Consider the following 23,749-nt stretch of genomic DNA (forward strand, 5'->3'; position numbering starts at 1 on the left):
TCGCCCTTTCAAAACCCCAGCGAAAAGAATAACGTGCCGTTTGTGTGGAAAATGCGTTTAATACATCAGGAGCGGAATGTCCGCTCCTGCTTTCCGGCCTTTCTGACGACTTTATTACTTGAGGTTAATGGTCATACATGAAGAACACGCAAAACGGATGGGATATGCTGCAAATCATCTTCTCCATCCTGTTTATTACGCTGCTGATCGTCGCCTGTCTGTGGGTGGTTCAACCCTTTGTGCTGGGATTCGCCTGGGCGAGCATGGTGGTGATCGCCACCTGGCCTTTGATGCTAAAAATCCAGGGCTGGCTGTGGGGGCGCCGTTCACTGGCGGTGATCGCCATGACGCTGCTGCTGGTGCTGCTGTTTGTTATCCCCGTCGCGCTGCTGGTTAACAGCCTGATTGAGAACAGCGGGCCGGTAATCGCCTGGGCGACCTCGGGGCATGTGATGCTGCCGCAGATGCTGTGGCTACACGACATTCCGCTGGTGGGCAAAAAGCTCTATTCCGCCTGGCGTCATCTGGTGGCGGGCGGCGGCACGGCGATGGTGGCCAGCGTTCAGCCCTATATCGGGCGCACCAGCATCTTTTTATTCGCGCAGGCCGGACACTTTGGTCGCTTTATGCTGCATCTGGGACTGATGCTGCTGTTCAGCGTGCTGCTTTACTGGCGCGGTGAGCAGGTGGGTAACGGCATTCGCCACTTTGCCTATCGGCTGGCCCATCGTCGCGGCGACGCGGCGGTGCTGCTTGCCGGTCAGGCCATCCGCGCCGTGGCGCTTGGCGTGGTGGTTACCGCGCTGGTGCAGGGCGTATTAGGCGGTATCGGCCTGGCCATTTCCGGCATTCCTTACGCTACGGTACTGACGGTAGTGATGATCCTCTCCTGCCTGGTGCAGCTGGGGCCGTTGGTCGTGCTGATCCCCGCTATCATCTGGCTCTACTGGAGCGGCGACACCACCTGGGGCACCGTCCTGCTGATCTGGAGCTGCGTGGTGGGCACGCTGGATAACGTGCTGCGGCCAGTGCTTATCAGAATGGGTGCCGATTTGCCGATGATTTTGATCCTTTCCGGCGTGATCGGCGGGCTGGTGGCGTTCGGCATGATCGGCCTCTTTATTGGCCCGGTAGTGCTGGCAGTCTCTTATCGACTGGTATCGGTCTGGATGCATGAAGAACCCGCGCCCAGAGACGATCCTGAAGAGGTCGTTGAAGAACTTGCTGAAATAGAACAGGAAAATTCAGTTAAGCAATAACTTTAAGGCGGTTAGCATGCCTGACCGCCTTAATGCTTTAAAACCACCTATTACTTTAAAAGGCGCATTTGTTAAGCAACTTTTACCATTATCCGCCGGTTTTTCGCCCTTCCCGTCTCACTTACCGGCAATTGATTAATATAAGTACACATATCGCCCCTTACGCCTGCAATTTCAGTGATTAAATATTATCGTCTTTAAACTAATAAGAGGATTCTTAAAGACTCACTTCAGCGGGGGGAATAGTATATCGGTTATGTTTAGCAGCAACGCGCTGATTTATAAACAACCTTTTTCCCCAAACACCCTAAAGAATTGCTGTGTGTAGTCTTTGCCCATCCCATGTGATGGGCTTTTTTTTATCCATAGCAAAGCAAAAAGGCCGAACAAGTCGGCCTTTCACTGCATCTGGTAATGAATCGCTACGCTTTAGGCAGTTCTGCCAGGCTTAACCAGGTCTGAACTACCGTGTCCGGATTGAGCGACAGGCTGTCGATGCCCTCTGCCATCAGCCAGGCGGCAAAATCTTCGTGATCGGATGGCCCCTGGCCGCAAATGCCCACGTATTTTCCGGCTTTTTTCGCCGAACGGATCGCCATCGACAGCAGCGCCTTCACCGCATCGTTACGCTCATCGAACAGTTCTGATACCACGCCGGAATCCCTGTCCAGCCCCAGCGTCAGCTGCGTCATATCATTTGAGCCGATGGAAAACCCGTCGAAGTATTGCAGGAACTCGTCCGCCAGCAGCGCGTTAGAAGGGATTTCGCACATCATAATGATTTTTAATCCGTTCTCGCCACGCTTCAGGCCCTGACGCCCCAGCTCTTCCACCACCGCTTTCGCCTGCGCGACAGTACGCACGAACGGCACCATCACTTCGACGTTGGTCAGCCCCATTTCGTTGCGAACGCGCTTGACGGCCTCGCACTCAAGCGCAAAGCAGTCGCGGAAGCTGTCGGCCACGTAGCGGCCAGCGCCACGGAAGCCCAGCATCGGGTTTTCCTCTTCCGGCTCATAGTGCTCGCCGCCGACCAGGTTAGCGTACTCATTGGTTTTAAAATCCGACAGGCGCACAATCACCCTTTTCGGCGAGAAAGCGGCGCCCAGCGTGGCGATGCCTTCCGTCAGGCGGGCAATATAGAACTCTACCGGATCGTCAAAGCCTTTCATCATGCTGCGGATCTGCTGCTGCAATTCCGGCGTCTGACGGTCGAATTCAAGCAGCGCCTTAGGATGCACGCCGATCATGCGGTTAATGATAAATTCCAGTCTCGCCAGCCCCACGCCCTCATTAGGCAGGCAGGCGAAGTCGAAGGCGCGATCGGGATTGCCGACGTTCATCATGATTTTCAGCGGCAGCGCGGGCATTTCATCAACCTGTGAGCTTTTTACCTCAAAGTCGAGCAGATCGTCGTAAACATAGCCGGTATCGCCTTCTGCGCAGGAGACGGTGACCTTATGGCCATCCTTCAGAAGCTCGGTAGCGTTACCGCAGCCGACCACGGCAGGAATACCCAGCTCGCGGGCGATAATGGCGGCATGACAGGTACGCCCGCCACGGTTGGTAACGATGGCCGACGCTTTCTTCATAATCGGCTCCCAGTCGGGATCGGTCATATCAGTGACCAGCACGTCGCCTTTTTCGATGCGGTTCATCTCGCTGATATCGTGGATCACTTTGACCTCGCCCGCACCGATACGATGGCCGATAGCGCGCCCCTCCACCACTACGGCACCTTTCCCCTGTAGCGTATAACGCTCCATCACCTGGCCATTGGAGCGCACGGTTTCCGGACGCGCCTGCACGATAAACAGCTTGCCGGTATGGCCATCCTTCGCCCATTCAATATCCATTGGCCGCTGATAATGTTTTTCAATCTGCACCGCCTGTGCCGCCAGCGCTTCCACTTCTTCGCTGCTGAGGCTGAAACGGTCACGCTCCGCTTCCGGCACGTCTTCGATTTTGACCTGCTCGCCGTGCGCCTGCGAATCGGCGTAGACCATACGGATTTTTTTCGAGCCCATGTTGCGACGCACGATAGCGGGACGACCCGCCGCCAGCGTCGGCTTATGCACATAAAATTCGTCCGGGTTAACCGCGCCCTGAACCACCATCTCGCCTAAACCATAAGCAGAGGTAATAAACACCACCTGATCGAAGCCCGATTCGGTATCAATGGTAAACATTACGCCAGCGGCGCCGGCATCGGAGCGTACCATCCGCTGTACGCCAGCCGACAGGGCGACGCCGCGATGATCGTAGCCCTGATGCACGCGATAAGAGATCGCCCTGTCGTTAAACAGCGAGGCGTAAACATGCTTCACCGCCACCAGCACGGCGTCGAAGCCCTGTACGTTCAGGAAAGTTTCCTGCTGGCCGGCGAAAGAGGCATCCGGCATATCTTCGGCCGTAGCGGACGAGCGCACGGCGAACGAAGCCTCGGCGTCGTCAGCGGAAAGCTGCTGGTAGGCTTCACGGATAGCCTGTTCCAGCTCTGGCTGAAAAGGCGTCTCTACAATCCACTCGCGGATCTGTTTACCCGCTTTTGCCAGTTCGTCCACGTCATCAATATCGGTTTTGTCCAACAGCGTATGGATGCGCTCACTGACGCCGCTCTGATCGAGGAACTGATTGAATGCATCGGCCGTAGTGGCAAAACCGTTGGGAACGGAAACGCCAAGCGATGACAAATTAGTGATCATTTCACCCAGAGAGGCATTTTTGCCGCCCACCCGATCAACATCGTTCATGCCAAGCTGGTTATACCAGAGCACAAACGGCAGTGCGCCTTGATTGGACATTGAAGCAATCCTTTTATGAATGAATTAATGGAAATAGCATCGTGCGTTTTTGAGCCTGGCACATTCCGTGTATGGAAAGAAACTGTTGAATCGTTCAAGCTGACTAAAAGGAAAACTTTAAGACTATTCCGCGAACAGCAATCTTATTTCGGGCGATAAAAATATGTTTAAAATTATGATATATAAGATTATTTTAATTAAAATGGCTATTTAGAAAAGGAAGAGATGTGGCGAGCTATTTTGATTCCCTTTTAGCATGCTTTTCCGGAAAATAGCGCTTTTTACGCATGACAAACAGGAACGTTATTTCATTAATCCCCTTTTTCAGCCCCGTCTTTCTTTTTATAAAAACAAAAAGTTCATTACAATGAGAAGTGAAATTTTAATTTAATTTCGTCAGCTGGCGCTAATTGCTATAAGACTGTAGTTTAATTTACTCTGCCACTCAGTTTCTTAGGGATCGAAAAATGGACAGCAACGAACGCAGCGTATTTTATATTTCTGACGGAACGGCCATTACCGCTGAAGTGCTCGGCCACGCGGTGCTTTCGCAGTTTCCTGTCAACATTAACAGCGTGACGCTGCCCTTTGTGGAAAACGTGCAGCGGGCGCAGGCGGTCAAAGCGCAGATTAACGCTATCTGGCAGAAAAGCGGCCTGCGCCCGCTGGTGTTTATTTCTGTGGTTACGCCGGAAATCCGGGAAATTATTCTGCAAAGCGAAGGCTTTTGTCAGGACATCGTCCAGTCGCTGGTGGCGCCGCTTCAGCAGGAGCTGGGCATAGCGCCCGCACCGGTCGCCAACCGCACGCACGGTCTGACGGCCAACAACCTGGGCAAGTACGATGCGCGCATCGCCGCCATCGACTACACCCTGGCACACGACGACGGTATCTCGCTGCGCGGGCTGGAGGAGGCGCAGGTGATCCTGCTGGGCGTTTCGCGCTGCGGCAAGACGCCGACCAGCCTCTATCTGGCCATGCAGTTTGGCATTCGCGCCGCCAATTATCCTTTTATCGCCGACGATATGGATAACCTGAAGCTGCCGCCCGCGCTGCGGCCTTTCCAGAACAAGCTGTTTGGCTTAACTATCGATCCCGAGCGGCTGGCCGCGATCCGCCAGGAGCGGGCGGAAAATACCCGCTACGCGTCCATGCGGCAATGTCGGCTGGAAGTCGGCGAGGTGGAAGCCCTGTTTCGTACCCATCAGATCCGTTACCTCAACAGTACCAATTACTCCGTTGAGGAAATCGCCACGAAAATTTTAGATATCATGGGCCTGACGCGTCGAATGTACTGAGGCGCAGCCGTTTTTTGATTCCGCGCCAGAAAAAGTGATATTTATCCCGTTGCGCCGTTCTGTCCGGCGTTTCGGGTTGAAATCCACGCCGTGTCGGGTTTATTGTGATCGCCATCACTTCCCGGTATTTCCGCCGCTGCGAAGAAAAAAATTTTTGGACAACTATGAACAAGACAGATGAACTGCGGACCGCGCGCATCGAGAGCCTGATTACGCCTGACGAACTGGCGCAGCGTTTCCCGATCACGCCTGATATCGCCGCGAACGTGACCGCTTCCCGCCAGCGTATTGCCCGGATTTTGTCCGGCGAAGATCGCCGCCTGCTGGTGGTGATCGGCCCCTGCTCGCTCCACGATCCCGACGCCGCGCTGGCCTATGCGGCGAAGCTTAACGCGCTGCGCCAGCGCCATGCCGCCGAGCTGGAAATCGTGATGCGCGCCTATTTTGAGAAACCGCGCACCGTGGTGGGCTGGAAAGGGCTGATTTCCGATCCCGATCTTGACGGCAGTTTCCGGGTGAATCACGGCCTGGCCGTAGCGCGCGAGCTGCTGCTGGAGATCAACCGGTTGGGCATGCCTACGGCCACCGAATTCCTGGATATGGTGGTGGGTCAGTTCCTGGCAGATCTCATCAGCTGGGGAGCCATCGGCGCCCGTACCACAGAAAGCCAAATCCACCGCGAAATGGCTTCCGCGCTTTCCTGTCCCGTTGGCTTTAAAAACGGCACGGACGGTAATATTCAGATTGCGGTCGATGCGATACGCGCTGCCCGCGCCAGCCACATGTTCCTGTCGCCGGACAAGCATGGACAGATGACCATTTATCAGACCAGCGGCAACCCGTCCGGCCACATCATTATGCGCGGCGGCAAGCGGCCAAACTATCATGCGGAAGACGTCGCCGCCGCTGCCGCCAGCCTGCGCGAACACAGGCTGCCGGAACGGCTGGTTATTGATTTCAGCCACGGCAACTGTCTGAAACAGCACCGCCTGCAAAAAGAGGTCGCCGCGTCCGTAGCGCAGCAGATCCGTGACGGTTCGTCGTCGATTGCCGGCGTAATGATTGAAAGTTTCCTGAAGGAAGGCACCCAGAAAGTGCAGGCCGGTACGCCGCTGGTATACGGCCAGTCGATTACCGACCCCTGCCTGGGCTGGGATGACAGCGAAGAGGTGTTAGCGCAGCTGGCCGAGGCGATTAAAGCGAGGCGCTAAGACAGGCCTGAAAGCAGGCAGGACACCGTGCGCATGGACGCGCTGGCGTACCCTGCCTGCCGCTTTATCATCTTTGTTGAAGCCTGCATCGCGCCCGCTTTAGCTCGAACAGCTGACCTCCAGCTTTTTACCCCAGTCTGGCGGACGCCGCATCAAATCGGCAAACTCCGGCGCGTCATCAAAAGGCCTGATCAGCGCCTGGTGTAGCCTGGCCAGCACGCTGACGTCATCCTGCTCGGCCTGTTCAATCGCCTGCTGGGCCAGATAGTTCCTTAACACCACGGCCGGATTGACCTGCTTCATCTTTTGCTGACGCGTAGCGTCGTCGCTCTCTTCCTGCAGTAACCGCTGACGGTAAATGTTGTACCAGCTGTCAAAGGCTTCACGATCGATAAACTCATCCCGCAGCGGCGAACGCGACTGCTGCTGCTCGGTATCGCACAGCATGCGGAAAGTCAGCGTATAGTCGCTGCCCTCTTTAGTCATCAGCGACAACAGCCCGGTCAGAATGTTGTTATCGTCTTTATCCTGCGTCAGCAGCCCCAGCTTCGCGCGCATCCTGTCGCCCCAACACTGCATCAGCTCCGGCTCGTATTCCGCCAGCGCCTGCTTCAGCTGGGCGGTATCCAGCAGCCCGGAAAGCGCGTGCGCCAGCCTGTTCAGGTTCCACAGCCCCACCACCGGTTGATTATCGAAGCTGTAGCGCCCCTGATAGTCAGAATGATTGCAGATAAAATCCGGTTTGTAGTCGTCCAGGAAACCGTACGGGCCGTAATCCAGCGTTATCCCTAATACCGACATATTATCGGTATTCATTACGCCATGCGCAAAACCGACGCTCTGCCACTGGGCGATTAGCCTGGCCGTGCGCCTGACCACATCACGGAACCAGAGCAGATAGCGATCCTGCTCCTCCTGCAAATGCGGCCAGTGATGACGGATTAAATAGTCAGCCAGCTGGCGGACTTTTTCCGGCTGCTGCGCGTAAAAGAAATGCTCGAAGTGGCCGAAACGGGCGTGGCTTTCCGCAACGCGCAACAGCATGGCGCCGCGCTCGGTGGTCTCCCGCTGCACAGGCTCGTCGCTGGTGACAACCGTCAGCGCGCGGGATGTGGGAATACCGAGGTGATGCATCGCTTCGGAGGCAAGAAATTCGCGCAGTGAAGAGCGCAGCACGGCGCGTCCGTCGCCCATACGTGAATAGGGCGTCAGGCCCGCGCCTTTCAGGTGCCAGTCAATTTTACGGCCGTCGTCCAGCTGCTGTTCGCCCAGCAGGATGCCGCGCCCGTCGCCCAGCTGTCCCGCCCAGACGCCAAACTGATGTCCGCTGTACACCTGCGCCAGCGGCTGCATGCCCGGTAGCAGCTGCGCGCCGCTCCAGATAGCGGTTTTATCGGCGGTGAACCAGCTTTCGTCCAGCCCCAGCTCCCGCGCAAGCGGCGCGCTATGATAAAGCAGACGTGGGTTTTTCAGCGGCGTAGGATTGAGGGCGGTATAAAATCCCGCCAGCTCGTCATGCCAGCTATTGTTAAAATGCATACGCTCCCCTTACTGTTTACCGACGCCCTGATGCGCTTTCGGTACCGGCTTTAAGTGTAAACCTCATACGCTGCGGTAAACACAGAGAGAGTAAAGGGATATTACATCGCTTCGCCTGTCAGCTCTTTCGGCGGCACAATCAGCGAGGAAAGCGACTCTCCCGTTACCGGAGAAAACAGCGCGCTTTGAATACCGTCGAACTGATAGCGGCTGACTTTTTCCAGGCCGGTAATATCGTCCACGCCCTGGACAATAACCTGCTGGCAATGGGGCTTAATATGCTCCAGCAGCGTACTGATAAACGGCTGAAAAGAGATCCGATTAATATTATGCTGAATAAAGCCTTTATCGAGCTTAATACGGGAAAAGAGATTGTCGTATACTGCTTTTGACGGCGCTTTTCCTGCGCCGTAATTCGCCAGGCTTAAATCAAACCTTTCACTGAGCGCCATCAGGCCGGGGTGATCTTTCCCCAACTTTAAGTCGGTGAAACTTTCGCTAATTTCCAGCTCCAGCCACGCCAGCGCGTCCAGTTTGCGGCTCAGAAACTCGCTATCAAGGATGGTTTGTGCCAGCAGTTCGTCTATTTTCAGCGTGACCTTCACTCTTTCCTGACTAAAAAAATCGGCGTGTCGTTCAATGCAGTTGATCTGATTCTGTAATAAAAGAATACGCTGATCTGTATTGAGCTGTGGTAGAAAAAGTTCCTGAGGGATGGCGACGTTAGCGGTACTGTGGGAAAAATGCGTGAGCAATTCGACGGCGATAAGCTGCCCGCCGAAACGGTAGATCGGGTTAAAAGCTGTGTGACTTTTATAATCCGCTTCCAGATGGATATTCATTTTTATTCAGCCATGATGCAGCCGCCGTACGGCGCATTAATACGCCTGTTGTACACCGACCAGGATAAAAACCCATAGCGGGTTAAGCTATCACATATTCAGCAAGAAAAAATGCTTTACTATTAAAGCATAGTTTCGTGCTGAGATATCCCCGTGGCGCATTTCTTTAAACTATCTTTACAAAATCCGACGCGGGAAATCACTTTTAACGGGCTGGTTAAAGCCTGATGCAATAAGCTGCTAAACCGACCCGCCGGGTTTATTATAGCCACAAAAGTTAACCGGCGGATAGATAAGCCTTTTCTGAAATTCGTTAGCAGGCTATATTAATTAAATACGCCTCGCCTGCCAGAAAACTTTTTTCCAGTATACGTTATTCAGCGACGATCGGATTACGCCCTGGCTGGTAGAAGCATGGATAAACTGGTCGTCAGTATCATAAATGCCGACGTGCAAACCGTTTTCTCCCTCGCCGGTTTTAAAAAACAGTAAATCGCCAGGCAACAGATCCTTTTTACCGATGCGCGTTCCCGTTTTCGTTTGCGCAAGCGTCGTACGCGGCAGCTGCAAATCAAAGCGATCGCGAAAGGTCAGATAAACGAACCCGGAGCAGTCAACGCCTCTGCGTCCCATGCCGCCGTAGCGATAGGGCGTGCCGCGCCACTCGCTGAGCTGTTCGTTCAGCCGGGCGATAACCATAATGGAATCGGAAAGATGGCCGTTCGGCGGCGCATGGCTGCTACAGCCCGCCAGCAGGATAGCCAGTAATAAGACCAGGTAGCGCATAACAGATTCCCTTTATTCTTTGCCGCTGGTTTAAAACAGCGTGGTCAACAGCGATTGTCCTTCTACATCTATTTTTCTGAAAGGCACGTGATACACCGCCGACAGCGTTTCCGGCCGTAACACCTCTTCCGTGGCGCCCTGCCTCACTAAAACCCCCTCTTGCAGCAGCCAGATGCGCCGGGCGTGATGCAATGAATGATTGATGTCGTGTCCGCTCATGATAATCGTCAGGCCTTCTGCGACCCTGGCGGCCACACAGCGATCGAACGCGGCCTGCTGTGCCAGATCCAAACCGGTTAACGGCTCATCCAGCAGCAGCAGCTGCCCTTCCGGCTGCGCAGTCTGACAGAGCACCGCCACCAGACGCACCCGCTGCCATTCCCCGCCGGAGAGGCGGTTAAGCGAGCGAGCCAGTTTATCCGCCAGCTGAAAAGTTTCGCAAAGGGTTATCAGTATCCGATCGCCCTCGTCCACCAGCTGATGCTGCTTAAGGTAATGCCAGACCGGCATACTGCCAGGTGGTCGCTGCTGCTGGGCCAGATAAGCGCGATGGCGGGCCAGCGCATAGCCGTTCCAGGCCGACAGCGGCGTGCCGTTGAAAACGATACGCCCTTCCGCCGGCAACAATCCCGCCAGCGCCGCCAGTAAGGCGCTTTTACCTGCCCCGTTAGGGCCAAGCAAATGGATCAGCTCGCCCTTATCAACGCTGGCGGTAAAGGGCGCGAGGCGCTGCGCGACCGCAACGCCCTCACACTGCAACAGCATCTATTTTGCCAGCGCCGCTTTGATACTTTCCATCACAATAGGATCTTCCGGCGTCATATCTGGCGAGAAGCGCTGTACCACCGTGCCGTCGCGACCAACCAGGAACTTTTCGAAGTTCCATAAAATGTCGCCCGGCTCTTTTGGCGCGCGTCCTTTACTGCTCATACGCGCCAGGAAACCGCTATTTTCCGGCGCTACCGCTTCCGGTCTTGCCGCAATCAGCTGGCGATAGAGCGGATGCCGATGCGGGCCGTTGACCTCGATTTTACTGAACATCGGGAAGGTTACGCCATAGGTGGTGCTGCAAAACGTTTTAATCTCTTCGTTGCTGCCCGGCTCCTGCTCCAGAAACGCGTTGCAGGGGAAGCCAAGCACGGCAAAACCCCGATCCTGCCAGGCTTTGTGAATATTTTCCAACTGCTCATACTGCGGCGTCAGGCCGCACTTAGAGGCGACATTAACGATCAGCAGTACGTTGCCCTGCCACTGCGCCAGCGTCGTCGGTTCGCCATCCAGCGTCACCAGTTCTGTATCGTAAATACTCATTGGTTTTTCCTGTTTCAGTAGAGAAAAAAGCGGGCCGCAGGTCAGGCCCGGTTACGTAACAACAGCCAGATAAAAACCGGCGCGCCCAGCGTGGCCGTCACCACGCCGATCGGCAGCTCCGCCGAAGCGATGGCGATACGGGCCAGGATATCGGCCGCCAGCAGTACGCCGCCGCCCGCCAGCGCGCAGGCCGGCAACAGCATACGATGATCGCTCAGGTTGTTCAGCCGCAAAATATGCGGAATGACCAGGCCGACAAAGCCGATCGCCCCGGCCAGCGCCACGCTGACGCCAATCAGCCAGCCTGTCGCCAGCACCAGCAAATTGCGCCACAGCAGCAGCGGCAGGCCGAGCTGGCGGGCGGAAACCTCGCCCAGCGCCAGCAAATTCAGCACGCGCCACTGGCGGCATAGCCACAGCAGCACCGGCAGCAGCGCCAGCATCAGCCCGCCGTAGCGCCAGTCCACGCCGCTAAAGCCGCCCATCATCCAGTACATTAGCTGGCGCAGATCCAGGCTGGCGCTGAAATAGACCAGCCACGTCATGCCCGCGCTACAGATAATGCCTAAGGCCACGCCCGCCAGCAACAGGCGGCTGGTGGAAAGCGAGCGGCGGGAAAAACGCAGCAGGATAAAGGTAATCAACAGCGCGCCTGCAATGGCGAAAAAGCTTAGCGGCCACAGCCCGGTTACGCCGCTAAAAATCCCCAGCACCAGCCCAAGGCCTGAGCCGTTGGCGACGCCAAGCAGGCCCGGCTCCGCCAGCGGATTTTCAAACAGCGCCTGCATCACCGCGCCGGACACGGCCAGCGCCGCGCCGACAAGCAGCACCGCCAGCGAACGCGGCAGCCGCAGCTGCCAGACAAACAGTCGGTTTTCACCGCTGAACCAGCTTTGCGGAAAAAGCCAGCGGTCGCCGGCGCAGAGGCTAAGCAGAAAAACCAACACGCAGAAAATGCTCAGGATGCAGAGCCAGCGTCGCTGATGCCGACGGGCCAGCGCGATCCGTTGAGAAAGCAGAGTCATAAATCCAGGCCTGGCTAATGGAAACGGGCAGGGTTAGCGGAAATTCAGCGATAAAAAAGGCCGCGTAAGCGGCCTTTTGCAGAGCACTGGTCAGTCTTCTTTCGGCGTAGCGTTCTCAACCCGGCTTTTGAGCTTCTGCCCCGGCCGGAAAGTCACCACGCGACGCGCCGTAATCGGAATATCCTCGCCCGTTTTAGGATTACGTCCCGGACGTTGATTTTTGTCGCGAAGGTCGAAGTTACCAAATCCTGACAGTTTTACCTGCTCGCCGTTTTCTAAAGCGCGACGTACCTCTTCAAAAAACAGCTCTACCAGCTCTTTGGCATCCCGTTTGCTAAGCCCCAGCTTTTCAAACAGGTATTCAGACATCTCAGCTTTTGTAAGCGCCATAGGTTCAATCCCTCAAGGTTGCCTGGAATCGCTCTTTTAACGCCGCAACACATTTGGCGACGGTTGCAGCGATCTCCTCTTCTTCGAGTGTCCGGCCGGTATCTTGCAAAATCAGGCTGATAGCAAGGCTCTTAAAACCTTCATTAACACCCTTACCGCGGTACACATCAAACAAGTTTACGCCAACTACCTGATTTACGCCAACTTTCTTACATTCGGCGATAATATCTGCTGCGGGCACGTTTTCCGCCACCAGAACGGCGATATCACGACGGTTTGCCGGGAAACGTGAAATCTCGCTCGCCTCAGGCAGGACGCGGTCTGACACCTTATCCCACTCCAGTTCGAAGACCACGGTACGGCCGTTAAGATCCAGTTTCCGCTCAAGTTCCGGATGAACCACGCCCAGATAACCGATGCGCTGTTCCTGCAAATAAATGCCGGCGCTCTGTCCCGGGTGCAGGGCCGGATGCGCTTCGGCCCGGAACTGGATGTCGGCCAGTTTACCGGTCAAATCGAGGACGGACTCCAAATCACCTTTTAAATCATAGAAGTCAACTGCCTGACGCGCCAGATCCCAGTGTTCTTCATAACGCGCGCCGCTGATAACGCCCGCCAGCATAACGTCCTGCCGGATCCCCAGGTTTGCCTGTGTATCAGGCACAAAGCGCAGGCCGCTTTCAAACAGGCGTACGCGGCTCTGCTGGCGATTCTGGTTGTAGACCACGGCAGAGAGCAGGCCCGTCCACAGCGAGAGCCGCATTGCCGACATCTCAACTGAAATCGGGCTTGGCAGTACCAGGTTTTCCTCGCCCGGATGCAGCAACGCCTGCACTTTAGGATCGACAAAGCTGTAGGTAATCGCTTCCTGATAGCCTTTATCCACCAGCATCGCTTTTACCCGCTTCAGCGACAGGTTCGCTTCACGGTGCGAGGTCATTACCAGACCCGCCTGCACCGGCACGTCAGGAATATTGTTGTAGCCGTAAACGCGCGCCACTTCTTCGACCAGATCTTCCTCAATCTGCATATCGAAACGCCAGCCCGGCGCCACGGCCTGCCAGACGCCTTCGCCTTCCGTGACGTCACAGCCTAAACGACGCAGAATATCGCTGACCTCGTTGTCGGCAATCACGTGACCAATCAGGCGATCCAGCTTTTCACGGCGCAGCGTGATAGTCGCGCGCGCAGGCAGCGTCGCCTCGTTGGTTTGATCGATAACCGGCCCGGCCTCGCCGCCGCAAATATCGAGCAGCAGACGCGTTGCGCGCTCCAGCGCTTTATATTGCAACTGCGGATCGACGCCGCGCTCGTAGCGATGGGAAGCATCGGTGTGCAGTCCATGACGACGCGCACGGCCGGTGACAGAAAGCGGGCTGAAGAAAGCGCACTCGAACAGAACGTTAGTGGTTTCTTCGTTCACGCCGGAGTGTTCGCCGCCAAAGATACCGCCCATCGCCAGCGCTTTGTGGTGATCGGCAATAACTAACGTATCCGCGCTTAGCTTCACTTCCGCGCCGTCCAGCAGCGTCAGCGCTTCGCCCTCTTCCGCCATGCGCACCACAATCCCGCCGTCTACGCGGTCAAGATCGAAAGCGTGCATCGGCTGGCCCAGCTCAAGCAGCACATAGTTGGTGATATCCACCACCGGATCGATAGAGCGAATGCCGCAGCGACGCAGCTTTTCTTTCATCCATAGCGGCGTGGCGGCCTTGACGTTGATGCCCTTGATCACGCGTCCCAGATAGCGCGGACAGGCGTCAACCGCATCCACGCGGATCGGGAAGGTTTCTGCAATCGTAGCGGCAACCGGCTCAATAGCTGGCTCGTTTAACGGCAGCTTGTTCAGCACGGCAACGTCGCGCGCAATGCCGATAATGCCCAGGCAGTCCGCACGGTTTGGCGTCACGCTGATTTCAATGGTGTTGTCGTCAAGCTTGAGGTAGTCACGAATATCGGTGCCGACGGTCGCGTCCAGCGGCAGTTCGATAATGCCGTTGTGATCGTCGGAAATTCCCAGTTCGGAATAAGAGCAGAGCATCCCTTCCGACGGCTCGCCGCGCAGTTTGGCCGCTTTGATTTTAAAATCGCCCGGCAGCACCGCGCCCACCGTTGCCACAGCCACCTTCAGACCCTGACGGCAGTTTGGCGCGCCGCAGACGATATCCAGCAGGCGGTCGCCGCCCACATTAATTTTGGTAACGCGCAGTTTGTCGGCGTTCGGGTGCTGTCCGCACTCTACTACTTCGCCCACCACCACGCCGTGAAAAGCACCGGCTACCGCTTCCACGCCGTCCACTTCCAGACCGGCCATGGTGATCTGTTCGCTGAGCGCTGCGCTGTCGATGGCTGGGTTAACCCACTCACGTAACCAGAGTTCGCTGAATTTCATAGGTTTTACCCGCTCTTATTTAAACTGTTTGAGGAAACGTAAATCATTTTCGAAGAAGGCACGCAGATCGGTCACGCCATAGCGCAACATGGTCAGACGCTCCATACCCATCCCGAAGGCGAAGCCGGAATAGACTTCCGGATCGATGCCAACGTTGCGCAATACGTTCGGATGCACCATGCCGCAGCCCAGCACTTCCAGCCACTTGCCGTTTTTGCCCATTACGTCCACTTCCGCAGAAGGCTCGGTAAACGGGAAGTAGGAAGGACGGAAGCGGATCTGGAGATCTTCTTCAAAGAAGTTGCGCAGGAAATCGTGCAGCGTGCCTTTCAGGTTGGTAAAGCTGATGTTTTTATCCACGATCAGGCCTTCCATCTGGTGGAACATCGGCGTATGGGTCTGATCGTAATCGTTACGGTAGACGCGGCCCGGTGCGATAACGCGGATCGGTGGCTGCTGGTTTTTCATGGTGCGGATCTGCACGCCGGAAGTCTGGGTACGCAGCAGGCGCGTGGCGTCGAACCAGAAGGTGTCGTGATCGGCGCGCGCCGGGTGGTGTCCCGGAATATTCAGCGCGTCAAAGTTATGGTAGTCATCTTCGATCTCCGGGCCGGTTTCCACGGCAAAACCCAGCTCGCCAAAGAATGTCTCGATACGATCGATCGTGCGGGTCACCGGATGCAGACCGCCGTTTTCGATGCGGCGTCCCGGCAGCGAAACATCAATGGTCTCCTGCGCCAGGCGAGCGTTCAGCTCTGCCGACTCCAGCTCGTTTTTACGCGCGGTCAGCGCTTCCTGCACCTGCTGTTTGGCCTCGTTGATCACCGCGCCCGCTGCCGGACGATCTTCGGCAGGCAGGTCGCGCAGCGTGGTCATCTGCAGCGTCAGCTGCCCTTTTTTGCCCAGATATTCAACGCGTACCGTATCTAACGCGGCAACATCGTGTGCATTCTTAATGGCCGCTTGCGCGTTCGCCACCAGTTCTGCGAGATGTGACATGCTTTCCTCTTCTTCCAGCCGCCGTGGCCGGTCTGTTTTTTTATGGGGACGACAAGGCGCCCTGGATCTGCCGCGCCAGAAACAAAAAAGCCTCCACGAGGGAGGCTTTCAGCGCGATTTTTCGTTTCTTTTCTTTGCGCACAAGCCCCCGATGTTCAGGTGCTAAAGTAAAAAAAGAAACGGAAATTCGCGGTCATAATGCGTTGCCTGGTCGTCAAAAGAGGCTCTATTGAAAAACGCATGGACAAAAATGTCAATCTTTTGCTGCGGTTACAAAATAAAAGAGGGAGCAAGCTCCCTCTTTCACCTGACTTACGCCAGAGCTGATTTCGCTTTTTCGACCAGGGCAGTAAATGCCACTTTGTCGAATACGGCGATGTCAGCCAGGATCTTACGGTCGATTTCAATCGAAGCCTTTTTCAGGCCATTGATGAAACGGCTGTAAGAAATACCGTTAGTGCGTGCCGCTGCGTTGATACGCGCGATCCACAGCTGACGGAACTGACGCTTACGCTGACGACGGTCACGGTAAGCATACTGACCAGCTTTGATAACAGCCTGGAAAGCAACGCGGTAAACACGTGAACGTGCACCGTAGTAGCCTTTAGCTTGTTTTAAGATTTTTTTGTGACGTGCGCGAGCAACTACACCACGTTTTACACGAGCCATTTAGCTCTCCTGTTTAATATTCTGAATTAAAAAAAATAGACTTATGCGTACGGCAGGCAGGCAATAACCAGACCCAGATCGCCTTTAGACACCAGGCCTTTCGGACGCAGGTGACGCTTACGCTTAGTAGATTTTTTGGTCAGAATATGACGCAGGTTTGCGTGCTTACGCTTGAAGCCGCCAGAGGCGGTCTTCTTGAAGCGCTTAGCCGCGCCACGTACAGTTTTAATCTTTGGCATTTAAAAACATCCACTTCGCATTGTTAATAAAATAAAACAGGCAGGCGAACAGCGATCGGCGGCGAACCGCCGAACCGCTGCTACTTTATGGCCTACTGTTTCTTCTTAGGAGCGAGCACCATGATCATCTGACGACCTTCGATCTTCGAAGGGAAGGATTCGACAATCGCCAGATCCATGTCTTCACACAGATCTTTACGGACGCGGTTAAGCATTTCCATACCGATCTGCTGGTGCGCCATCTCACGACCGCGGAAACGCAGCGTGATTTTAGCTTTATCACCCTCTTCCAGAAAGCGAATCAGGTTGCGTAGTTTTACCTGATAGTCGCCATCATCGGTGCCAGGACGGAATTTAATTTCCTTAACCTGGATAATCTTTTGCTTTTTCTTCTGTTCTTTAGAAGATTTGCTTTTCTCGTAAAGGAATTTGCCGTAATCCATGATACGGCAAACGGGCGGCTCGGCGTTAGGGCTGATTTCTACTAAATCAACGCCTGCTTCCTCTGCTTTTTCTAAAGCCTCATTCAGACTGACAATACCAATCTGCTCGCCATCGACGCCAGTCAGACGAACCTCGGTGGCGCGGATTTCTTTGTTAATGCGATTAGGACGCGCCGGTTGAACTCGTTTTCCGCCTTTAATACCTTATTCCTCCAGTTGATGAAGATTGCGACTGCGGATTTCATCCTGCAGCTTCGCGATCGCTTCGTTTACGTCCATGCTGCCCAGGTCTTTACCACGGCGGGTGCGAACGGCAACCTTGCCTGCTTCCACCTCTTTATCACCACAGACCAACATATAGGGGACACGACGTAACGTGTGCTCGCGGATTTTAAAGCCAATCTTCTCGTTTCTCAAGTCCGCTTTTACACGAATGCCCGCATTCTGAAGTTTTTGGGTCAATTCTGCAACATATTCGGACTGGCCATCGGTGATATTCATCACCACTACTTGTACAGGAGCCAGCCAGGTCGGGAAGAAACCGGCGTACTCTTCGGTCAAAATACCGATAAAGCGCTCCACAGAACCCAGGATAGCGCGGTGGATCATCACCGGCACCTGACGTTCATTATTTTCACCCACGTAGGAGGCGCTCAGGCGGCCCGGCAGCGAGAAGTCCAGCTGAACGGTGCCACACTGCCATGCGCGATCCAGACAGTCATGCAGGGTGAACTCAATTTTAGGGCCGTAAAATGCGCCCTCGCCCGGCTGATACTCGAACGGAATAGCGTTCTCTTTCAGCGCGGCAGCCAGATCGGCCTCTGCACGATCCCACTGTTCGTCACTACCGATGCGCTTAACCGGACGGGTTGACAGTTTCACCACGATTTTTTCAAAACCGAAGGTGCTGTACATGTCGTACACCATACGGATGCAGCTATTCACTTCAGCGCGCACCTGCTCTTCCGTACAGAAGATATGGGCGTCGTCCTGAGTGAAGCCGCGTACGCGCATCAGGCCATGCAGCGCGCCAGACGGCTCGTTGCGATGGCAGCTACCAAATTCCGCCATACGTAGCGGCAGGTCGCGGTAAGATTTTAGACCCTGATTGAAAATTTGCACGTGACCAGGGCAATTCATTGGCTTGATGCAGTATTCACGGTTCTCCGAAGAGGTCGTGAACATCGCTTCTTTATAGTTTTCCCAGTGGCCGGTTTTCTCCCACAGCACGCGGTCCATCATCAGCGGACCTTTCACTTCCTGATAGTCATACTCAGTTAGTTTGCTGCGGACAAAAACTTCCAGCTCGCGGAAAATTGTCCAGCCGTCATTGTGCCAGAACACCATGCCCGGCGCTTCTTCCTGCATATGATACAGGTCAAGCTGTTTACCGATTTTACGGTGGTCACGCTTGGCCGCTTCTTCCAGGCGTTGCAGATAGGCAGACAGCTGCTTTTTATCCGCCCAGGCGGTACCGTAGATACGCTGCAGCATTTTGTTGTTGCTGTCGCCGCGCCAGTAAGCGCCGGAAATTTTCTGCAGCTTAAAGTGATGGCAGAAGCGCATGTTAGGCACGTGCGGGCCACGGCACATATCCACGTACTCTTCGTGATGATAGAGGCCCGGACGGTCGTCGTGACTGATATTTTCGTCAAGAATAGTCATTTTATAGGTTTCGCCACGGGCAGCAAAAGCGTCACGCGCCTCCTGCCAGCTTACCTTTTTCTTGACGACGTCATAATTCGTTTCGGCCAGCTGGTGCATACGCTTTTCCAGCAGCTCGATATCTTCCTGGGTCAGGGTATGATCCATATCGACATCGTAGTAAAAACCGTTGTCGATAACCGGGCCGATTGCCATTTTGGTATCTGGCCACAGCTGCTTGATCGCGTGTCCCAACAGGTGCGCGCAGGAGTGGCGAATAATTTCCAGTCCGGCTTCATCTTTAGCGGTAATGATGGCGACGTTCGCGTCTTCCGCGATCGGATCGACCGCATCCACCAGCTCGCCGTTTACGCGGCCTGCGATACAGGCTTTCGCCAGGCCCGGACCGATGTCCTGGGCAATCTCCATCACGCTAACGGCGTGATCGAAGGTACGCTGACTTCCATCAGGAAGTGTAATTACGGGCATGATACATCCTTAGCTGCAGTGGTAACCCATACGCAAGGCTACATACAAAATTCAGGTTTAGTATATATATCAGGCTGGTGTCTCTTAAAATCAACTCACAGTTGTCAATTTGGAACAGCGCCTGATACACAGAGTCAAAAGCCTGCCGTCGGCAAAAACCTTTGAAGGAGTAATATCTTACACGTCATAGCGCCGAAATGCACGGCGGGATGCAGAATCAGGAATCCGCGCCGCAAAATCCGCTGCCGATGGCTTTACGTTAAACGGGATATCTGACCGCAAGCTGTAAGGTGGTTTTCCCCTATAGCCACAGCGCCGCTGAGGAGCGCCATAAGCTTGTGGCGAGAGTATCGTGCCGGGGCGGCTTTAAAAATGGTGAAAAGCAAGCATGAAGCGCTGGACGGAACAACCAGGCGGGCCACAGAAACGTGGCCCGGCAGGCTTTTTACATGGCGTAAGAAAGCTGAATAGTGGTTTTGGTATCGGTTTTATCCGGTGCGGATGACGGTGGATTCTGGTTCCAGGTCACGTTATAGGCCATCTTCAGCGAGAAGTGGGCGTTAATCGCCACCTGTAAACCGGTTTCGGAGTTCACCGTGGTGTCATCGCTACCCAGCACGGAAACGCCCTGGACAAATTTAGTGGTGTCAGTCAGCTGCCACTGATAGCTGGCCGCGCCGTAAGCCAGCGCCTGCGTCTCATGACCGCCATCGTGGTAATCGTCATAGCGTACGCCAGGACCGGCTTCCAGACGCAGCGAGTGCACCGGACCGTTCAGGATCTGGCGACCGTAACCGGCAGCCAGAATAGAGCGGCCGTCGTAGCCGTTGAAACGATCGCTTAACCAGCTGGCCTGACCAAACAGGTAATCGGAAGGGTTCAGGTTATAACGTGAACGGCCGCCAACCTGATAGGTTTCAGAAGAACGCTCATCGTTGGAAGAAGTGTTGCTGGCGTTGCCCCACAGGCTGTAGGCCATCTGGTTCTGATACCAGGTCATGTTGGTGCTGGCCGTCAGCGAGGAGCTGGTGGTGTTGCCGGTCTGAGCCAGGTAACCCGCCGCCGCATTGCCTTCAAAGTTCTTTTTGGCCGTAGAAGGATCGTCCATGACGGTAAAGACATTATTGTCCGCCAGTGCCTGGTGACAAAAAACTCCGCCGGAAAGTAAAAGAACTGCCGACAACTTGTTAAGCGCTTTCATTAAATAAGATCCATACCACTGAGAATTGAAAAGAGGTGAGTCTGAAGAGTTTTACCGGGCGTTCAATCTCTTTTATTGAAAGAATAGTAACATTTTGTTAAATGCTTCCGGATGCTTATGAATCAGGCTCACCCTACTCTAAATGGGACTATTCTTATCAGCGCGACCCGGCGCAGCCTGCTTTTCCTCGTATGTTCTTCGGCAATCTGGCTTTCGGCAGACATAAATATGTCAAAGCATTGCCTGTTACGTAATAATGTAACTTCACTGATTTACTTCTGAATATAAAATTCTGTCGGGATTTTTCGACCGCCTGAAGCTTTGCCCCCTTGCTATAACGGCTTCCACAGGCGTTAAGCCCGATAGCTGGCTGATAAAAGGCGATGATGAACTATGCTAAAAAAAGAAGAAGGTAAACAAAGGAGTTCATCATGGTTTCGTCTGATATTGAGCAATTTGTCGTCACTTTCCGTTTTAAAGATGAAGGGCTTAGCGATGTCCTTGAGCTGAACAGCACCCTGACCAACGGCGGATTTACCACCTCGCTGCACGACAAGGAAGGCCACCCGCACGAGCTGGGCACAAACAGTTTCGGCATCGTCAGCGCGCTGAGCGCAGAGCAGATACGCGAACAGGCAATCAACCTGGGTGAAATCGTGCTGGGCGAAAAGCCGGAGGTGGAGGTGGAGCGCTGGCAAGCATTTCAGCAGAAAAGCGAAAACTGACGTTTTGTAAAAATGTGTTGTTCACTACGTAAACACTGGTTTTGTCTATTATTTAAGCGTTAGTATCAGCATGTCCCGCAGCAAGTCACAGCGAAAAAGAGGAAACCGCTATGTGGTCAGCCATTGGTCGTCTGTTGAGTGAGCAGTCAGGTGATGCTGAAATCAGCCAGCGTACAGCGTTGCCAGGAGGCGATGTGCATCCGGCGTGGCGCCTCCGCTACGGCGATCGCGACGTTTTTGTTAAATGTAACGGCCGTGAAATGCTCGATCTTTTTACCTGGGAAGCCGATCAGCTGCAGCTTTTGAAGCGCACCGGCACCATCCGCGTGCCGGATGTCTACGGAGTAGGTTACGATCGGGACGTCAGCTTTTTACTGCTGGAGTATCTTCCCCTTTCGCCGCTCCATGCGCAAAGCGCCCATCAGCTTGGCCAACAGCTGGCGCGCCTTCACCAGTGGAGCGATCAGCCGCAGTTCGGCCTGGATTTCGATAACAATATCAAAACGTCGCCGCAGCCTAACAGCTGGCTCAAGCGCTGGTCGGTCTTTTTTGCCGAGCAGCGTATCGGCTGGCAGCTTCAGCTCGCGGCGGAAAAAGGCGTGCAGTATGGCGATATCGATCTGATTGTGCGCTGCGCCAGGGAGCTGCTCGACTCGCATCACCCTCAGCCTTCGCTGCTGCACGGCGATCTCTGGCCGGCAAACTGCGCGACGGCGGCTGAAGGGCCCTGCGTGTTTGATCCGGCCTGTTACTGGGGCGACAGAGAGTGCGATCTGGCGATGCTTCCGTGGTTTCCGGCGCTGCCGCAGGAGATTATGGAAGGCTATGAGTCGGTATGGCCGCTGCCTCGCGATTACCAGCAGCGCCAGCCGGTTTATCAGCTCTACTATCTGCTTAATCGGGCAAACGTCTTCGGCGGCGAATGGCTGAAGGAAGCCCAGCGGGCGGTCGGCGCCCTGCTGGACCAGGCGGAGGCGGGCAAACAATTTGCCCGTCCGGCGTAGGGCCGTCAGCTGATAAAGCCTGCCAGCTTAAGCACAAAATAGCCCGCAACGGCTATCAGGATGGGCAACACGTACAGCGGAAAAAACTGCAGAAAAATGGTGTGGCGCGGCACCACGATTTTTTCTTCCAGCTGCTGGCGGCTGCGCCCTTCTTCACCTTTCGCTTTTTCCAGGATCATCTGATCCTCAATGCCTTCACGCAGATGCCGGGACTGTCGCCACATTCTGGCGCCGGAGGCCTGTAGCGCCAGCCCGACGAAAATCAGTATATAGATTAGCCAGAACAGCCAGTTGCCGCCCTGGTTAAAATCCGGCACCGGTGAATTATGCCAAAAGGCGTTTAAAAAGCCGGTATTGAAGCGGATCATATCGATCATCACGTGAGAAAAATCCTGCATTACCGCATTGATCCCTTCGCGCTTTTCACGACTCACTTCCAAAAAACGCATCAGTGAAACCAGCGTGGAAATCAGCGCCGGAATAAAGATAATCCAGCCGGCGATCCGCTTTAGTATCGCGACTCTTCCAGCCTGTTGATAAGTCATGCTTTCTCCTGTCCTTATGCTGTGAGGGCTGTAAGTTTACCCTCGCCCGGCAAAATGTGCCTGAAAAAAGTGTGCCCGTAAGCGGAAAGGCAAATTAACGCGCGCAATGCTCTGGCTGTTAACTTCATGTTAAGGTGTCAGAAAACTGCTAACGGAGCCGCATTATGTCTTATTCACGTCCAGTGCTAGCCGCAATTTTTGATATGGATGGATTACTAATTGATTCCGAGCCGCTATGGGAACGCGCGGAGCTGGACGTTTTCGCTACGCTGGATGTCGATCTTTCCCGCAGAAGCGAGATGCCGGATACGGTAGGCCTGCGCATCGATCAGGTTGTGCGCATGTGGTATGAAACGCTGCCCTGGATCGGGCCATCGCAGGAGGAAGTAACGCAGCGTATACTTACCCGCGCGCTGACGTTAATCGAGGAGACGCGGCCGCTGCTGCCCGGCGTGGAGCTGGCGCTGAAACTGTGCCAGGCGGAAGGGCTGAAAATTGGGCTGGCTTCCGCCTCGCCGCTTTTTATGCAGGAAAAGGTGCTGGCGATGTTCGGCCTGCGTCACTATTTTGAAGTGCTGGCCTCGGCAGAATCGCTGCCGTACAGCAAACCGCATCCGCAGGTCTATCTGGACGCGGCCACCCGTCTCGGCATCGATCCGCTTAACTGCGTTACGCTGGAAGACTCCGTTAACGGTATGATTGCGACCAAAGCCGCAAGGATGCGCTCAATCGTGGTGCCTGCGGCCGTTTATGCCGACGATGCGCGCTGGGCGCTGGCCGACGTCAAACTGGCCTCGCTCACCGAGCTGGGCAGCAGGCATCTGCTTGGCAAGTAACATCAGTGTCCGCTTTCCGCCCTGCCGTAAACTGGCCGGGCGGTACGGCTTCTTTAAGCAGAATGAAATGCTGACCCTGCTGCTTCCCGTCAGCTGAA

General features: G+C 54.9%; 22 protein-coding genes and 1 other annotated feature. Of the genes, 6 read left to right on the forward strand and 16 right to left on the reverse strand.

Translation table 11 applies throughout. From position 1 onward, the window contains the following. The first annotated feature begins 137 nt into the window (after nt 1-137). Complete coding sequence (gene ydiK, locus ACMGEE_RS03825) at nt 138-1,259, forward strand: AI-2E family transporter YdiK (protein WP_253454452.1); 1,122 nt, start codon at nt 138-140, stop codon at nt 1,257-1,259. 422 nt (nt 1,260-1,681) lie between these two features. Here the strand turns inward: ydiK and ppsA are convergent, their stop codons facing one another. Next, complete coding sequence (ppsA, locus tag ACMGEE_RS03830) at nt 1,682-4,063, reverse strand: phosphoenolpyruvate synthase (protein ID WP_301251801.1); 2,382 nt, start codon at nt 4,061-4,063, stop codon at nt 1,682-1,684. A 467-nt stretch (nt 4,064-4,530) separates the two neighbouring features. Here ppsA and ppsR point away from each other — a divergent pair, with 467 nt between their 5' ends. Together ppsR and ACMGEE_RS03840 are read left to right on the forward strand one after the other, a co-directional pair. Continuing rightward, nucleotides 4,531-5,361 (forward strand): posphoenolpyruvate synthetase regulatory kinase/phosphorylase PpsR, encoded by an 831-nt coding sequence (gene ppsR, locus ACMGEE_RS03835; RefSeq protein WP_125289768.1) that lies wholly within the window; start codon nt 4,531-4,533, stop codon nt 5,359-5,361. 164 nt (nt 5,362-5,525) lie between these two features. Then, on the forward strand, nt 5,526-6,572 hold the full coding sequence (locus tag ACMGEE_RS03840) for a 3-deoxy-7-phosphoheptulonate synthase (protein WP_436829702.1): 1,047 nt from the start codon (nt 5,526-5,528) through the stop codon (nt 6,570-6,572). Between the two features lie 99 nt (nt 6,573-6,671). Here the strand turns inward: ACMGEE_RS03840 and ACMGEE_RS03845 are convergent, their stop codons facing one another. From ACMGEE_RS03845 to ACMGEE_RS03910, 14 genes are all read right to left on the reverse strand, one after another. Beyond that, the gene (locus ACMGEE_RS03845) at nt 6,672-8,111 is read right to left on the reverse strand and encodes a protein adenylyltransferase SelO (RefSeq protein ID WP_436829703.1); all 1,440 of its coding nucleotides are present in this window, start codon (nt 8,109-8,111) and stop codon (nt 6,672-6,674) included. A gap of 101 nt (nt 8,112-8,212) precedes the next feature. Next, nucleotides 8,213-8,953 carry an EAL domain-containing protein gene (locus tag ACMGEE_RS03850; RefSeq protein WP_436829704.1) on the reverse strand — a complete coding sequence of 247 codons (741 nt, stop codon included), beginning with the start codon at nt 8,951-8,953 and terminating at the stop codon, nt 8,213-8,215. 330 nt (nt 8,954-9,283) lie between these two features. Beyond that, nucleotides 9,284-9,739 carry a C40 family peptidase gene (locus ACMGEE_RS03855; RefSeq protein ID WP_436829705.1) on the reverse strand — a complete coding sequence of 152 codons (456 nt, stop codon included), beginning with the start codon at nt 9,737-9,739 and terminating at the stop codon, nt 9,284-9,286. Nucleotides 9,740-9,769: 30 nt separating this feature from the next. Beyond that, nucleotides 9,770-10,504 carry a vitamin B12 ABC transporter ATP-binding protein BtuD gene (btuD, locus tag ACMGEE_RS03860; RefSeq protein WP_394149167.1) on the reverse strand — a complete coding sequence of 245 codons (735 nt, stop codon included), beginning with the start codon at nt 10,502-10,504 and terminating at the stop codon, nt 9,770-9,772. Then, complete coding sequence (locus tag ACMGEE_RS03865; protein WP_253454459.1) at nt 10,505-11,050, reverse strand: glutathione peroxidase; 546 nt, start codon at nt 11,048-11,050, stop codon at nt 10,505-10,507. A gap of 41 nt (nt 11,051-11,091) precedes the next feature. Further along, entirely contained in the window at nt 11,092-12,075 is a 984-nt protein-coding gene (gene btuC / locus ACMGEE_RS03870; RefSeq protein WP_301251794.1) for a vitamin B12 ABC transporter permease BtuC, read from the reverse strand. A 90-nt stretch (nt 12,076-12,165) separates the two neighbouring features. Further along, entirely contained in the window at nt 12,166-12,465 is a 300-nt protein-coding gene (gene ihfA / locus ACMGEE_RS03875) for an integration host factor subunit alpha (RefSeq protein WP_004157378.1), read from the reverse strand. 4 nt (nt 12,466-12,469) lie between these two features. After that, the gene (pheT, locus tag ACMGEE_RS03880; protein ID WP_253454461.1) at nt 12,470-14,857 is read right to left on the reverse strand and encodes a phenylalanine--tRNA ligase subunit beta; all 2,388 of its coding nucleotides are present in this window, start codon (nt 14,855-14,857) and stop codon (nt 12,470-12,472) included. A gap of 15 nt (nt 14,858-14,872) precedes the next feature. Continuing rightward, nucleotides 14,873-15,856: a phenylalanine--tRNA ligase subunit alpha gene (gene pheS / locus ACMGEE_RS03885; protein ID WP_125289759.1), complete on the reverse strand. Its 984-nt coding sequence runs from the start codon at nt 15,854-15,856 to the stop codon at nt 14,873-14,875. Between the two features lie 80 nt (nt 15,857-15,936). Next, nucleotides 15,937-16,062, reverse strand: a sequence feature (Phe leader region). Between the two features lie 106 nt (nt 16,063-16,168). Then, nucleotides 16,169-16,525 carry a 50S ribosomal protein L20 gene (rplT, locus tag ACMGEE_RS03890; protein ID WP_016169860.1) on the reverse strand — a complete coding sequence of 119 codons (357 nt, stop codon included), beginning with the start codon at nt 16,523-16,525 and terminating at the stop codon, nt 16,169-16,171. A gap of 41 nt (nt 16,526-16,566) precedes the next feature. After that, on the reverse strand, nt 16,567-16,764 hold the full coding sequence (gene rpmI, locus ACMGEE_RS03895) for a 50S ribosomal protein L35 (RefSeq protein ID WP_010275699.1): 198 nt from the start codon (nt 16,762-16,764) through the stop codon (nt 16,567-16,569). 92 nt (nt 16,765-16,856) lie between these two features. Beyond that, a complete protein-coding gene (gene infC / locus ACMGEE_RS03900; RefSeq protein WP_125289758.1) occupies nt 16,857-17,408 on the reverse strand; it encodes a translation initiation factor IF-3 in 552 nt (183 codons plus the stop codon). A gap of 3 nt (nt 17,409-17,411) precedes the next feature. Next, entirely contained in the window at nt 17,412-19,340 is a 1,929-nt protein-coding gene (gene thrS / locus ACMGEE_RS03905; RefSeq protein WP_301251790.1) for a threonine--tRNA ligase, read from the reverse strand. Nucleotides 19,341-19,785: 445 nt separating this feature from the next. Next, nucleotides 19,786-20,541, reverse strand: a complete 756-nt coding sequence (locus ACMGEE_RS03910) for a DUF481 domain-containing protein (protein WP_253454464.1) — start codon at nt 20,539-20,541, stop codon at nt 19,786-19,788. A gap of 431 nt (nt 20,542-20,972) precedes the next feature. Here ACMGEE_RS03910 and ghoS point away from each other — a divergent pair, with 431 nt between their 5' ends. Together ghoS and ACMGEE_RS03920 are read left to right on the forward strand one after the other, a co-directional pair. Then, nucleotides 20,973-21,266, forward strand: coding sequence for a type V toxin-antitoxin system endoribonuclease antitoxin GhoS (ghoS, locus tag ACMGEE_RS03915; protein WP_436829706.1), 294 nt, complete (start codon nt 20,973-20,975; stop codon nt 21,264-21,266). Nucleotides 21,267-21,376: 110 nt separating this feature from the next. Beyond that, nucleotides 21,377-22,270: a fructosamine kinase family protein gene (locus ACMGEE_RS03920; protein ID WP_253454466.1), complete on the forward strand. Its 894-nt coding sequence runs from the start codon at nt 21,377-21,379 to the stop codon at nt 22,268-22,270. 5 nt (nt 22,271-22,275) lie between these two features. On the opposite strand, the gene ACMGEE_RS03925 is transcribed toward ACMGEE_RS03920, so the two are convergent. Next, nucleotides 22,276-22,815, reverse strand: a complete 540-nt coding sequence (locus ACMGEE_RS03925; RefSeq protein ID WP_253454467.1) for a YniB family protein — start codon at nt 22,813-22,815, stop codon at nt 22,276-22,278. A 164-nt stretch (nt 22,816-22,979) separates the two neighbouring features. Here ACMGEE_RS03925 and hxpB point away from each other — a divergent pair, with 164 nt between their 5' ends. Continuing rightward, nucleotides 22,980-23,651, forward strand: a complete 672-nt coding sequence (hxpB, locus tag ACMGEE_RS03930) for a hexitol phosphatase HxpB (protein WP_253454468.1) — start codon at nt 22,980-22,982, stop codon at nt 23,649-23,651. Nucleotides 23,652-23,749 lie beyond the last annotated feature (98 nt).

Source organism: Erwinia artemisiae (genome assembly GCF_051400835.1).
Classification (GTDB): Bacteria; Pseudomonadota; Gammaproteobacteria; order Enterobacterales; family Enterobacteriaceae; genus Erwinia; species Erwinia aeris.